The sequence below is a fragment of the Amycolatopsis camponoti genome (genome assembly GCF_902497555.1).
Taxonomy (GTDB): domain Bacteria; phylum Actinomycetota; class Actinomycetes; order Mycobacteriales; family Pseudonocardiaceae; genus Amycolatopsis; species Amycolatopsis camponoti.
Window position 1 is genome coordinate 1,646,728 of the sequence record NZ_CABVGP010000002.1, and the last position, 13,155, is coordinate 1,659,882.

The following is a 13,155-nucleotide window of genomic DNA, read 5'->3' on the forward strand; positions in this document are numbered from 1 at the left end:
TTTCTCACTCACGACCTTTTTGCTGCGCCGAGGATGCGGTCGGCGGCCGTGACCGCGCCGCCGCCTTCGTGGGTGTGGTCCCGCATGGCCCGCATGCGCGCGCCGATGCCTTCGTCGGCCGCCACCGCCAGGACCGCGTCGCGGATCGACTCCGGCGTCAGGTCCTCCCGGGGCAGGCGCACGCCGAGGCCCAGCTCCACCACCCGTTCGGTGTTGACCTCCTGCTCGCCGTGCATCGGCACCAGGACGAGCGGGGTCCCGCAGTAGAACGCCTCCATCACGCTCCCCATGCCCGCCGACGTCACGAACGCCGACGCGTGCCGCAGCACCGCCGGGTGCGGAACCCATTGGCGTGCCTCGACATTCGGCGGCAACGTGCCCAGCGACGTCGGGTCGACCCCGCCGCCCAGGGTCATCACCAGGTTCCAGGGCAGGTCCGCGAAAGCGCTTGCGCACTGGCGGAAGAAGTCCGGCTGGTCGTTGAACGCCGACGTCCCCAAGGACACCAGGAGCACCGGGTTGCCGTTCGACGGCGGCTCCCAGCCCGTCAGCGGCCGCTGCGGGCCGAAGCACGGGCCGGTGAACGTGTGCCGGTCGTCGAACGTCTCGCCCGCGTACTGGAAGTCGCGGGGGATCAGGACCAGCTTGTGGTCGCGGCCGTCGTCGAGGAACTGCTCCGCCGTCTGTCCCGGCGCCTCGGCCGCCAGCAGGGCGTTCAGATCGGCCAGGAAGTCGTAGGGCTCGTCGTCGTCCACTGTGGACTTCGCGGGGTAGCGAGCTACGTGCGCGGGCAGCGAGTAGTGCTCGTTGGAGGCGAAACACGCCGACAGCTGGACCGTCGGGCACGTGACGTCGTGGGCGAGCACGCGGCCCGCGATCCACATGGTCGAGTCGAAGGCGAGCACGTCGGGCGGGTCGTCCGCCAGCAGCTTCCGCACGGGCTCCAGCGGCGCGAGACAGCTGGACGCGCCGGTCAGCGCGGCCGCGAGGCGGTGGGAACCCGGGTCGTCACCCGGCTCCCGGTAGCCGAGCGGACGAGCGCCGGTCGCGGCGATCCGGTCGGCGAAGGCGCTGCCGGTCGCGACCGTGACCCGGTGGCCGCGCCGGACGAGCTCGCCGAGCACGTCCAGGACGGGGGTCACGTGCCCGTAGCCGGGCAGGGTGCAGAGCACGACGTGTCGGGTCACCTTGCCATGCTCGCACCGCGCATTCTGGGATTTCGCCAGACGTCCCGCCGCTAGCCTCGGGCGCGAACCCTGGTGGAGGTGGGCGGATGGAGTTCGGCTGGACCGCGGACCAGCGGCAGCGCTACGACCGGACGGTGGCCGACACGCGGGCGGCCTTCCCGGCCGCACCCGAGTACGTGTTCAGCCGCGAGAAGTGGGCCCTGCTGGGCAAGTTCGGCGTCCTCGGCGCCAGCGTGCCCGCGAAGCACGGCGGTGGGGGCCTCACCGCGCTCGACACCGCGCGGGTCTTCGAAGCCGCCGGGCGCGGCTGCCCGGACACCGGCCTCGTCTTCGGGGCCGCCGCGCACCTGTTCGCCTGCACGATGCCGATCGTGGACTTCGCCGGTGACTCGCTGCGCGACCGGCTCCTGCCCGGCCTCGCCGCCGGCGACCTGATCGCGGGCAACGCGATGACCGAGCCCGAAGCGGGTTCCGACGTCGGCGCGCTGCGGACCACGGCCACCCCGGTCGACGGCGGGTTCGTGCTCGACGGCGTCAAGAGCTTCGTCAGCAACGGCCCCGTCGCCGACGTCCTGGTCACCTACGCGGTCACCGACCCGGCGGCCGGCCACTGGGGCATCACGGCTTTCGCGCTCGACGCCCACTCGCCGGGGATCACCTTCGGGGAGCCGTTCGCCAAGCTCGGCATGGAAGGCTGCGTGGCCGCCGAGGTCACCTTCACCGGCTGTTTCGTGCCCGCGGACGCCGTGCTCGGCGAACCGGGCCAGGGCTCGGCGATCTTCCAGCACTCGATGGGCTGGGAGCGGGCCTGCCTGTTCGCGCTGTACCTGGGCGTACAGGACCGGCTGATCGAACGCTGCCTGGAGCACGTGCGCGGCCGCCGCCAGTTCGGCAAGCGGCTCGCCGAGTTCCAGTCGGTGTCCAACCGGATCGTCGAGATGAAGCTGCGGGCCGAAAGCGCCCGCCTGCTGCTTTACCGGGCCTGCTGGGCGCTGGACCAGGGCGAAGACGCGACGCTGTTCGCGGCGCTGTCGAAGCTCGCGGTGTCCGAAGGGATGGTGGCGAGCGCGACCGACGCCATCCAGCTGTTCGGCAGCCGCGGTTACCTGCGCGAGCGGGGGATCGAAGCCGCGCTGCGGGACGCGATCGGCGGCACGATCTTCTCCGGCGCCTCCGACGTGCAACGGCAGCTGGTCGCGATGGAACTGGGGATGTGAGCACGGTGGAACTGCTGCACCAGCTGGTCCTCGCCGCCCGCGAGCGCACTCCGGACGCGCCCGCGGTGCACGACGGCGAGACGACCCTGACCTACCGCGAACTCGACGAGCTGGCCGACCGGCAGGCCGCCGGGCTGCACGCGGCCGGCGTCCGCCGCGGCGACCGGGTGCTGATCTGGGCGGAGAAGAGCGTCGAGGTGGTGGCGCTGATGCAGGCGTCGCTGCGGCTGGGCGCGGTGTACGTGCCGGTCGCGCCGTCGAACCCCGTTTCGCGGGTGCGGCTCATCGCCGAGGGCTGCGCGCCCGCGCTGGTCGTCACCGACACGGTGGCCGACTGGGGCGCGCACCCGCCGCCGCTCAGCTCGTTCGCCGCACTGTCCGATGTGGACGGACGGGTGCCGCTCGAGCACGTCGGGCCGGACGAGCCCGCCTACATCCTGTACACGTCCGGCTCGACGGGTGCGCCGAAGGGCGTCCTGATCAGCCACCGCAACGCGCTCGCGTTCGTCGGGTGGGCCGCGGCGGAGACCGGGCTGCGCGCGGACGACCGGCTGGCCAACCACGCGCCGTTCAACTTCGACCTGTCGGTGTTCGACCTGTACGGCGCGTTCCTCGCGGGGGCGTCGGTGGACCTGGCCGGCGCGGACCTGGCGTATTCGCCCGCCGAGCTGACGGACTTCCTGCACAGCCGCGGGATCACGGTCTGGTACTCGGTGCCGTCGGCGCTGCTGCTGATGATGCGCCACGGCGGCCTGCTCGACCGGCCGGCGCCGTCGTCGTTGCGGGTGTGCGTGTTCGCCGGGGAGCCGTTCCCGATCGCGGGGGTGCAGACGCTGCGCCGCGCGTGGCCGGGCGTCCGGCTGTTCAACTGGTACGGGCCGACCGAGACGAACGTCGTGACCAGCTACGAGGTGACGGCCGCGGATCTCTCGCGAACCGGTGCGCTGCCGATCGGGCGGGCGTGTTCGGGTGCGACGCTGACGCTGTCCCCCGACGGCGAGATCGTCGTCGACGGCCCGACGGTGATGCTGGGGTACTGGGGAGCACCACCGCAGCTGGGCGGCTACCACACGGGCGACGTCGGCCGCTACGACGCGGCGGGCGAGCTGGAGTACGCCGGCCGGCGTGACGCGATGGTGAAGCTCCGCGGCCACCGCATCGAGCTGGGCGAGATCGAGACGGCACTGGCCCGCCACCCGGCGGTCGCGGAGGTGGCGGTGGTGGTGGCGGGAGCGGGCATCGACGCCCGCCTGCGCGCGGCGATCGTCGCGCGCCCGGGCGAGCGCGTGACGCTGCTGGGGATGAAGGCCCACTGCGCGGCGCACCTGCCGAAGTACATGATCGTGGACGAGGTGAGCCTGGTGGCGGAGCTGCCCCGCACGGCGAACGGCAAGACGGACCGGGCCAAGCTCGCCGCCGCGCACTGACTTTCCCGCTGTCCCCAGGGGTCGTGAGTGAGAAACTGGGTTAGAACACTGTTTCTCACTCACGACCGCCCCGGTCTGCAGTGGTGGCAGGTCGTGTCTCGACTGCCCGTCGGGTCCCAGCCTTCGCGAAGCAGGATCCTCCGGACCTCGGCGGCCACGGCGCACGGCGAAGTGTGGACGTCCTGCCAGCCGTAGACCAGTCGCGCTCGCCCGGCGAGTTCGGCGGCGTTGTCGCGGCGACGATCCCGGAAGGCCACGCCGCCGGTTGCGTGGGTGGTACGGCCGTCCAGCCGGATCGTGACCGCGGCGCCATGGCCGTCATAGGTCACGTCCTCCCAGAGGGTCTTCCCGTCCACCGCGAACGGCGTTTGCCGGTCACCGCGGGGCAGCCCGTGCTGCTCCTCGACGTTTTCGAGGTACTCGACCTCGAGTGCGGACATCAACCCGTTGCCGATGAGCTCGAGCCCCCGGCGAATGGCTGCCCGATGGCGATACGGTGGTCGCAGCACGAAACAGTCCTGAACGGCTTGCAACGGAAGCGAACTCCGGCTCACCAGATCGACGACGAGCATCGTCGCCTCGCGGGCGGTTCGCTGTGACACAGCGAGGTCGAGGATGGTGTCCGGTCCGCGGGTACGGGGAGGCGTGGTGTCGAGGGTCGTGTGCCGCAAGGCCCGCGAACGATGAACTACGACACTCGGCGGCTGCGAGACAGCTGAGCTGCTGTAGGGCACGGTGATCTCGACCGGCCGGTCGGCGATCGGCAGCAGCCGCCATTCCTCAGCGGCCGTGTGGTGACTGAGCACCGCGTGAGGCCCGCCGTACAGCAGTGCGGCCGACAGAAGCGCGGACCGAGACGGTTCCCCGGTGAAGGCGGCGTAGATGCGGGGAAGTACGCGTTGCCAGCGTCCGGCGGTCAGGTTGGCCAGGACATCGTCCGGGCTATGGCCATGCGCGCGCAGTTGTCGGAGACTGACTACGCCGTGCTGTCGGGACAGCAGCGTGAGCCAGTCGGGTCTGGAAGCGTCGGGTATCCGGTCAGTCGACCAGCGGCAATTCTGGGGCACATCCCGACGATCCCGCGTCTCGGCGTCACTAAAACGCCGCTCGCGAAATCTGTGGATAACCAAGACCGATGTGGATAACTCGCCCTGGGGTCGTGAGTGAGAAACTGGGTTCTAACCCAGTTTCTCACTCACGACCAGCTGCGGCAGACCGCTCTCAGGAGTTGCGGGCGATGACGTAGTGGGTCGGCAGGTTCAGCCCCGAGCCGTCGGCCAGCGTCTCCGTCGTGCGCAGCAGCAGTTCGCCGCCGTCCACGACGGTGAAGCCCGCTACCTCGTACACCGTCTCCAGCTCGGCCTCGCCCGCCGCCGGCTGCAAGCCGATGCCGAAGTAGATCGACACCCTCTCCAGCTTCGGCAGGTCGTTGGCGGGGTCCGCGATCAGCTGCTGCATGTACGTGTAGCTCGCCGGCGTCAGCTCCTGGTTGAACACGCACCCGCGCGCCCCGGCCAGCGCCGCCAGGTTGCGCGCGCACGCCACCCGGCGGTCGACCGGCAGCTGGTGGATCACGCCCGACAGGTAGATGTTCACGTCGCCGTACCGCGAGCGGAACGCCGCCACCGCCGCGTCGTCGAGCACGTCCAGCAGCTCGAACGCGACGTTGTCGCCGCCGTTCTCGACCCGCGCCCGGTTCAGCGCCGCCTCGGCGATGTCGACGCCGACGACCCGGTCGTACAGCCCGGCCAGGTACTTCGTCTGGGTGCCGTTGCCGCAGCCGAGGTCGACCAGCGGGAGCGCCGGGTCGAAGTGGGCCTTGAACAGCTCGGCGTGCGCCGCCGCGCCGTCGGCGGGCTCGCAGTCCCAGAAGGCCGCGCCCGCGCGGTCCGGGAGGTCCTTCCAGTAGGCCTCCCAGACCTGCCCGTCCTTGTTCGCCATCGTCGGCTTCTCCCGCCGGGTCAGTTCTTCGGCCACGGGATTTCCGGGGCCGCGTAGTACTTCACGCCGAGCGCCGTCCAGCGCGGGCCCTGCGCGGCCAGCCGGGACGCGAACGACGTCCAGTCCTTGCTCGCCTGCGGCGACCAGCCGATCTCGGCGATCGCGGGCAGCCGGGGGAAGGCCAGGTAGCGCACGTCGTCGAAGCTGCGCACGGTGTCCGTCCACAAAGGAGCTTCGACGCCGTCGATGTTCGAGTTCAGCGCGCCGGGCACCACCGCCGTCGGGTCCCAGCCGTACGCGGCCTGGACGCTGATGTCGCCCGCCCACTCCAGGCCGATGTCGGCCGGGACGCCGGGGGCGTACTTCATGTCGAGGTAGGTGTAGACGCACGGCGCCATGATCAGCTTCGCGCCCTTTTGGCTCGCTTCGCCGACCTCGTTCTGGGTGCCGTCGTAGATCCAGAACTCGCCGGTCGCGCCCTTCGGCGGGGTCGCGGTGAGCATCTCCGCCCAGCCCAGCAGCTTCTTGCCGTGCTTGGCCACCATCGGCGCGATCTTCGCCATGAACGCGGTGTACTGCGCGTCGTCGAGGTCCTGGATCTCGTCGCCGCCGACGTCGAGGTAGCTGCCCGGGGTGAGCGCCGCGAGCTGGCCGAGCACGTCGCCGATGAATTTGTACGTGATCGGCTTGTCGACGCACAGGTCCGACCGCGGCGCGGGGGTGAGCCCGGTGTAGACGGGCCCGGCGACGCCGTCGCAGTTGAGCTCGGCGTACGACGACAGCGCGGCGCCGAAGTGCGACGGCATGTCGATCTCCGGCACGACCGTGATGTGGCGGCTCTGCGCGTAGGCGACGATGTCGCGGTACTGGTCCTGCGTGTAGAACCCGCCGGCCCCGCCGCCGGAGCCGGTGCTCGCGCCCTTGGCGGTCAGGTTGGGCCAGCCGGTGATCTGCAGCCGCCAGCCCTGGTCGTCGGTCAGGTGCAGGTGCAGGTTGTTGACCTTGTACAGCGCGATGTCGTCGAGGTACTTCTTCACGTCGGCGACCGGCAGGAAGTGCCGCGCCACGTCGAGCATCGCGCCGCGGTAGGGGTAGCGCGGGTAGTCGAGGATGTGGCCGCCGGGGACCGTGAGCGTCCCGCTGAGCGAGGCGGGCAGGAGCTGACGCAGCGTCTGCACGCCGTTGAACAGGCCGGCGGGCTTCGCGGCCCGGATGGTCACTCCGGACGCGGTGCTGTCGAGCTGGTAGCCCTCGGCCCCGACGCGCGGGTCGGCGCCGCCGAGCAGCAGCGAGATCCCGGGCAGCGTCTGGGCGCGGCCGGGGAAGGCGGGGGCGGTGACCACCGGGACCGCGAACCGGGTCGCGGGGCGGAGCAGCCCGGCGAGGTAGTCGCCGACCTGGCGGGCGTCGGTGCCGCCGGAGGTGAACACCACCGTCGCGGGCCCGAGCCGGTAGCGGACGGCCGGGTCCGGCGTCACCGACACCGGGGCGGGCACGATCTGCTGGAGAGTGGACGCGGCCGTAACCGGCTGCGGTGCGGCGCCGGCGGGCACCCCGGGGGCGAGCAGGCCGAGGAGGGAGAGGAACAGCACCCCACGCCTGACACTTCGAGCGGTCATGAGCCGTCCATTGCGGATAGTGGAAGAAAGTGGCCTCTTTCTCTTAATGGCCTGGTGGGGCGCCAGTCCACCCGTTCGGCCGACGTCTGGGGAGACTGCTAAGCCCGGTTGCTCCGCATGCCGGAACAACTAAGGTTGTGGGCCGACAACCTTCCGTCACCGACTGTCAACCTTTGGCCGTTTTTCGCGCGTGTCCGATCCGCCAAGATCGGGTAGTACGCAATGCCAGGCGCGTCCGCCAGGGGGAAATCCGGCCGGACGCGGTGATCCCGGCCCGTACCGACGACCGACACAGAAACGGGTGACCGACATGACCGAGACGCCGACCGCCGTCCACTACCGCGCGTACCTGCTCGCTTACGACCTGGAGAAGGAAGACCTCTACGACCGCACCCGCACGGCGTTCCTGACCCGCGCCGGAGTGCTCACGGAGCTGGCGTTGCGCGGCAACATCGCCGACGACGACGGCGACGCCGTGCTGGTCAAGTCCGACCCGACGGGCGACCCGGTGCTCGACCGGGTGCTGGCGCAGATCGGCAACGAGAAGCGCAGCTGGAAGTCGTGGCTGCGGCACGACTACAAGGAGACCCTCGACGCGATCGAGGAGCAGCTCGTCGAGCAGAAGCTGCTGACGGTCGAGGAGAAGAAGGTCCTGGGCCTGGTCCCGAAGACCCACGTGACCGTCACCGACCCGGCGCTGGCCAAGGCGCTGCAGGAGCACGCGGTCGAGGTGCTGCACGGGTCTACCCCGGCTTCGCAGGTCGGTGCGGATGATGCCGCGCTCGTCGCGCTGGCGGCCGCTGGGACGGTGCCGAGTGTTGTGACGCGCAAGGAGAGCAAGGGCGAGTATAAGGAGCGCATCGAGGAGCTGACCGACCGGGTGGGCGAGGTGGCGCCTGGGTTGGAGAAGGCGCTGCGCGGTATTCGGTTGACGATGATCGCTGCTCAGGGCGGTCTCGGCTTCAGCGGCTGACGGGCACCCCGAAGCCCCATTGTGACTACGGCCGTGTTCTGGCTTCGGATCGGGGTGCAGGGGGGAGTCTGGGTTCACGCACGGAAGGGCCGGGGCCTCGCGGCCACCGGCCCTTCCGCTTCTTCACCCCTGGGAGGGGTCAACCGAGTGCGGGCATGACCTTGTCCGCGAACAGGTTCAGCGTGCGGGACATCGTCTCGTACGACTGGCCGCCGAAGTCGAGGTTCCACAGGATCACGTCCGGGCCCAGTACGTCGCGGACCTCTTCGATGCGGCCCAGCACCGTGTCCGGTGAGCCCACTACGGCCTTGGCCTCCAGCCCGTCGGTCTCCAGGTCGAAGCTCGCCATCTGGCGGGCCATCGCCGTGTAGCCCTCGTACGCCGGCGACTCCACGTTGTGCCAGGACAGGATCGCTTCCTTGAACGCGTTGAACGACTTCACCATGAACGGCACCGCCAGGTCGCGCGCCTCTTCGTCGGTGTCGGCGATCAGCAGGGGGATGCTCACCGCGAACTTCGGCTTGCGGCCGGAATCTCCGTGGTTCTCGAGGAACGCGCTGCGGTACAGCTCGACGTACTCGCGCTTGCGGGCCATCTCGTTGAGCTGGGTCGAGCTGATCAGCAGGTTGAAGCCCTTGCGGCCGGTCCAGTCGAAGCTGGCCGGGGTCGCCAGCGCGGCCACCCACACCGGCGGGCCGTCCTCCTGGACCGGCGCGGGCAGCGAATTCGCGTTCTCGTACTCGAAGAACGGCGTCTTCTCCGTGACGTCCTTTTCGTTCCACAGCCGCACGACCGCTTCGATCGTGGCGAGGAACCGTTCGCGGCTGGTGTCCATGTCGACGCCGAACGCCTCGAACTCGTACGGCAGGAACGCCCGCGCGAACCCGACGTCCAGGCGGCCGCCGCTCATCACGTCGACCTGGGCCGCGTGCGCGGCTATCTGGATGGGGTGGTGGAACGAGGCCTGGATGCCGCCGGTCATCAGGCGGATGGACTCGGTGCGCGCGGCCACGGCCGACAGGAACGCCAGCGGGCTGGGGGAATATCCGCCGTAGGAGCGCAGGTAGTGCTCGGTCATCTTGACGTAGTTCAGGCCGAGCTGATCGGCGAGCACACTGACTCGCAGCACATCCTGGAAGTACTGCGAGGCGGTCGTGGTCTCCGGGTCGCAGTCCGGCAACAGCGAGACGCCATACTCCACGTTCTGATACCTCCGGCGAATAGGGTGACGAGCCTGGATGGGCCGGCTGCCACCTTTTTCCCCTCGCCGGACCCGCGATAGTGGCCCTAGCAAGCCAACCCTGGGGGAACTCTTAAAGAGTCCCGCACCCGGAGCTGAGGTTTTGCCTAGAGACCCCATGCTAGCCCGGCTTCGCCTCGGAGCGCGTGCGTAGCGTCGCGGCAGCCGCGTCGACACGTCAGGAGAATTCGGTGACTCTGGGATATCTGTTCGGTGCGAACATCTCCGATCCCGACCCGGAGCACGGCGCGAACCTCTACGAGGCGTACCCGGCCATGCGCCGCTCCTACGAGCAGGTGCGCGACTGGACCGGCATCGAACCGCGCGCCCTGCTGCGTGGCGGGCTCGAGTCCCGCAACGACCACGACCGCTTCAGCCTCGCCGGCATCCGGCTGGCCGCGCTGGCGTTCGGCATCCACGACGTCCTCGCCGAGTCCGACATCCACCCGGCCGTCGCCGGCGGCATCAGCCTCGGCGGCCTGATCGCGAGCTCCGTCGCCGGTGCCGTGGACCGCCGCACCCTGTTCGACCTGCTCGTGCGCGAGGCCAAGACGCCGGTGCCCGACCCCGCCCCGCCGGCGCAGGGTGCGGCCATCGCCTTCCTCCCGGTCACCGAGGACCCGACGTTCTACTACGGCGACCGGCGCCCGGGCGTGTACCTCGGCGGCGACTTCGGCGTCCTCGCGAACGGCACCGCCCGGCTGCTCATGCTCAGCGGCACCGCCGAAGCCCTGGACAAGCTGGTCGCGCAGAGCCCGCCCGGCATGATCAGCGTCATCGACGGCCAGCCGTTCGCCGTGCACTCCCCGCTGCGCCAGTACGCGACCGACTTCATGGCGCCGACCGTGAACGCGATGGCCGTGGCCGACCCGCGGATCCCGGTGTGCTCGTTCCTCGAAGAACGCGCGCTGACGACGGCGGACGAGGTCCGCGATCTGTTCCGCCGCAACAAGACCACCACGATGAGCCTGCCGCACGTGTGCGCCGGCCTGAAGGCACAGGGCGTCCGGCTCGCCTTCGTCCTCGGCCCCACGCTGCCCGCCGGCGTCCTCGACTTCCCGTTCCCCGTCGTGCGGATCACCGAACCGCACCACGTCACCGAAGCCATGACCGCGATCTACGACTACGCGGTCGACCTCGTCGCCCCCGGCGTCTGAACCAAGGAGAGTCCGTGAGCACCCGCACGCACGAACGTGCCAGCCTGACCGACCACTGGTTGTCCCTCGACCTCGACGCGTGGACGAGGCACGTGGTGCGGCGGCACTTCAACCCCGAGCTCGGCAGTCCCTACTGGCTCAAGCGGGCGACCGAGCTGTCGTTCGACCCGATGGACATCACGCGGTACGACCAGCTCGCCGAATTCGGGCCGTTCCCGCCCGGCGACCTGCGCGGCATGGACCCCGGCGACCTCGTGCCGCGCACCGTGCCGCGGCCGCTGATCGGGCGCGTCTGGGAGTCCGGCGGCACCACCGGCGACCCCGTGCGCGTGTTCTACACCGAAGACATGATGACCCACCGCGTCGAATGGCGGCGCTGGTCGTACCTGTTCGACGGCTACCGGGCGGGCCGCACCTGGCTGCAGGCGACGCCGAGCGGGCCGCACCAGATCGGCAACGGCGCGATCGAGCTGTCCGAGCAGCTGGCCGGGCTCGTGTACGGCATCGACATGGACCCGCGCTGGATCAAGCAGCTCATCCGCGCCGGCAAGATGAAGGAGCTGGGGGAGTACACCGAGCACGTGCTCGGCCAGATCGTCGACTGCCTGCGCTCCCAGCACGTGCACTACCTCAACACCACGCCCGCCCTGCTGCAGAAGCTGATCGCGCGCCACCCGGAGCTGGTCGCCGCGCTCGACGGCGTCCGCCTCGGCGGCACGCACATGAGCCCGCAGATGTACCAGGACTTCGTCAAGGCCCTCGACGGCGGGCTCGTGCGGTCGGGCTACGGCAACACCTTCGGCAACGCGGTGAGCCTGCACCCCGAGGACGGCGGGGCGATCCTTCCCTACGCGCCGACGTACCCGCAGGTGACGATGTCCGTCGTGGACCCGGAAGACTTCAAGAAGACCGTCGACAAGGGACAGTCGGGCCAGCTGAAGCTGACCGTGCTGCACGAGGACCTGTTCCTGCCCAACCTGATGGAGCGAGACGAAGCGACTCGCTACGACACCAAGGGCGAGTGGCCGGTCGACGGCGTGTACAACGTGCGCCCGCTGCAGGTGAGCCAGGCCGCGCCGGAAGGGCTCTACTGATGGCGGCGCCGAAGGTGGTCGTGATCGGCGCCGGCGTCATCGGCGCTTCGGTGGCCTACCACCTCGCCCGGCGCGGCGCGCGCGTGCACTGCGTCGACCGCGCGGACCGGCCCGCCTCGGGCACCACGGAGGTCGGGTTCGCCACCGCGACGGCGTACCGGCGCTTCCCCAAGTCCTACTTCGAGCTGAACCAGGCGGGCATCGCCGAGCACGCCGCGCTCGCCGGCGAGTACGCACCCGCGCCCTGGTGGCACCGCACCGGGACGGCCGCGTGGACCGACGACGAGTCGTTCACCGGCTACCTCGCCCAGCTCGAAGAGTGGGGCTGCCCGGTCGAGCGGTACGCCGCGGAGGACTCTTCGGTCGTCTTTCCCGCGTCGGGACCGGTCGCCTTCCTGCCCGCCGAGGGCTGGATCGATGCCGTCGCCTTCACCCGCCACCTCCTCGACCAGGCGATCTCCTACGGCGCAACGCTGGAGCTGAACGCCGAGGTGACGTCGGTGTCGGGCGGCGTCGGCCTCGCGGACGGCCGCCGGATCGAAGCCGACGCCGTGGTCAACGCCACCGGCTCGGCCGCCGACGAGATCGGCGCACTGGCCGGTGCGCGCCCGTTCCTCGGCGAGCCCCGGCGCAGCCTGATCGCCCACCTGCTCGTCGACGGCGACCCGCTGCCCTGCATCCTGCGCGCGCCCGAGGTCAGCATCCGGCCGGACGGCCCCGGCCGCGTGGTCCTGCGCTCGGACCGCGTCGACCGCGGCCTGCCCGCGCGCTCGGGCACTCCCGACCCCGAGTTCGTGAAGGATCTCCTGGACCGGGCGGCGAAGGTCGTCCCGCTGCTCGGCACGGCCACCGTGCGCACGGCGAGCGTCGTGGACGCGCGCTGTGCGCGTGACGAACTGCCGAGCGTCGGGCCGTTGTCGGCGGTGCCGGGGTACTACGAGGCCGTCGCGAGCGCCGGGGTCACGCTCGGACCGCTGTTCGGGCGCGCGCTGGCCGGCCGCATCGTCGACGGCGTGGGCGACGAGCTGGTCGACGTCTTCACCCCGGATCGCTTCGGCGCCGGGGGTCGTGAGTGAGAAACAGGGTTAGAACACTGTTTCTCACTCACGACAAGCCGCTGCAGACCTAGCAAGTTCCCCAAAAAAACCGCCGCATAATGATCTCGCACCGGGAAACCGGGGCGAAGGGGTGTAGCTCTCAATTGGCCAGAGCAGCGGTTTCCAACACCGACGGTTGCAGGTTCGAGTCCTGCCGCCCCTGCCACGAACACCAGTACCACCGGTCCCGGTCGGGCCCGCCG

Annotated in this window: 11 protein-coding genes and 1 tRNA gene; 7 read left to right on the forward strand and 5 right to left on the reverse strand. The window is 70.4% G+C overall.

What is annotated here, in order from left to right; genetic code table 11:
• Positions 1 to 8: 8 nt before the first annotated feature.
• Positions 9 to 1,187, reverse strand: a complete 1,179-nt coding sequence (locus AA23TX_RS28360) for a macrolide family glycosyltransferase (RefSeq protein ID WP_196425568.1) — start codon at positions 1,185 to 1,187, stop codon at positions 9 to 11.
• An 86-nt stretch (positions 1,188 to 1,273) separates the two neighbouring features.
• On the opposite strand from AA23TX_RS28360, the gene AA23TX_RS28365 reads away from it, so the two are divergent.
• The gene (locus tag AA23TX_RS28365) at positions 1,274 to 2,404 is read left to right on the forward strand and encodes an acyl-CoA dehydrogenase family protein (RefSeq protein WP_155545858.1); all 1,131 of its coding nucleotides are present in this window, start codon (positions 1,274 to 1,276) and stop codon (positions 2,402 to 2,404) included.
• Complete coding sequence (locus AA23TX_RS28370) at positions 2,401 to 3,831, forward strand: AMP-binding protein (protein ID WP_155545859.1); 1,431 nt, start codon at positions 2,401 to 2,403, stop codon at positions 3,829 to 3,831. The genes AA23TX_RS28365 and AA23TX_RS28370 overlap by 4 nt, the downstream gene beginning before the upstream one ends.
• A 59-nt stretch (positions 3,832 to 3,890) precedes the next feature.
• Here the strand turns inward: AA23TX_RS28370 and AA23TX_RS28375 are convergent, their stop codons facing one another.
• From AA23TX_RS28375 to AA23TX_RS28385, 3 genes are all read right to left on the reverse strand, one after another.
• The gene (locus AA23TX_RS28375) at positions 3,891 to 4,961 is read right to left on the reverse strand and encodes a hypothetical protein (protein ID WP_338422514.1); all 1,071 of its coding nucleotides are present in this window, start codon (positions 4,959 to 4,961) and stop codon (positions 3,891 to 3,893) included.
• 91 nt (positions 4,962 to 5,052) lie between these two features.
• Positions 5,053 to 5,808, reverse strand: a complete 756-nt coding sequence (locus tag AA23TX_RS28380) for a class I SAM-dependent methyltransferase (protein ID WP_155545860.1) — start codon at positions 5,806 to 5,808, stop codon at positions 5,053 to 5,055.
• Positions 5,793 to 7,391 (reverse strand): beta-N-acetylhexosaminidase, encoded by a 1,599-nt coding sequence (locus AA23TX_RS28385; RefSeq protein ID WP_155545861.1) that lies wholly within the window; start codon positions 7,389 to 7,391, stop codon positions 5,793 to 5,795. Before AA23TX_RS28385 ends, AA23TX_RS28380 begins: the two co-directional genes overlap by 16 nt.
• A 310-nt stretch (positions 7,392 to 7,701) precedes the next feature.
• Here AA23TX_RS28385 and AA23TX_RS28390 point away from each other — a divergent pair, with 310 nt between their 5' ends.
• A complete protein-coding gene (locus AA23TX_RS28390) occupies positions 7,702 to 8,364 on the forward strand; it encodes a GOLPH3/VPS74 family protein (RefSeq protein WP_155545862.1) in 663 nt (220 codons plus the stop codon).
• Positions 8,365 to 8,503: 139 nt separating this feature from the next.
• Here the strand turns inward: AA23TX_RS28390 and AA23TX_RS28395 are convergent, their stop codons facing one another.
• On the reverse strand, positions 8,504 to 9,565 hold the full coding sequence (locus AA23TX_RS28395) for an LLM class flavin-dependent oxidoreductase (protein ID WP_155545863.1): 1,062 nt from the start codon (positions 9,563 to 9,565) through the stop codon (positions 8,504 to 8,506).
• Between the two features lie 230 nt (positions 9,566 to 9,795).
• On the opposite strand from AA23TX_RS28395, the gene AA23TX_RS28400 reads away from it, so the two are divergent.
• The 4 genes from AA23TX_RS28400 (at position 9,796) to AA23TX_RS28415 (ending at position 13,118) form a co-directional block, all read left to right on the forward strand.
• Positions 9,796 to 10,761, forward strand: coding sequence for an ACP S-malonyltransferase (locus AA23TX_RS28400; RefSeq protein WP_155545864.1), 966 nt, complete (start codon positions 9,796 to 9,798; stop codon positions 10,759 to 10,761).
• A 14-nt stretch (positions 10,762 to 10,775) separates the two neighbouring features.
• A complete protein-coding gene (locus AA23TX_RS28405; protein WP_196425569.1) occupies positions 10,776 to 11,855 on the forward strand; it encodes an arylcarboxylate reductase in 1,080 nt (359 codons plus the stop codon).
• Positions 11,855 to 12,931, forward strand: a complete 1,077-nt coding sequence (locus AA23TX_RS28410; protein WP_155545865.1) for an NAD(P)/FAD-dependent oxidoreductase — start codon at positions 11,855 to 11,857, stop codon at positions 12,929 to 12,931. The genes AA23TX_RS28405 and AA23TX_RS28410 overlap by 1 nt, the downstream gene beginning before the upstream one ends.
• A gap of 108 nt (positions 12,932 to 13,039) precedes the next feature.
• Positions 13,040 to 13,118, forward strand: a tRNA-Trp gene (locus tag AA23TX_RS28415).
• The last annotated feature ends 37 nt before the right edge of the window (positions 13,119 to 13,155 follow it).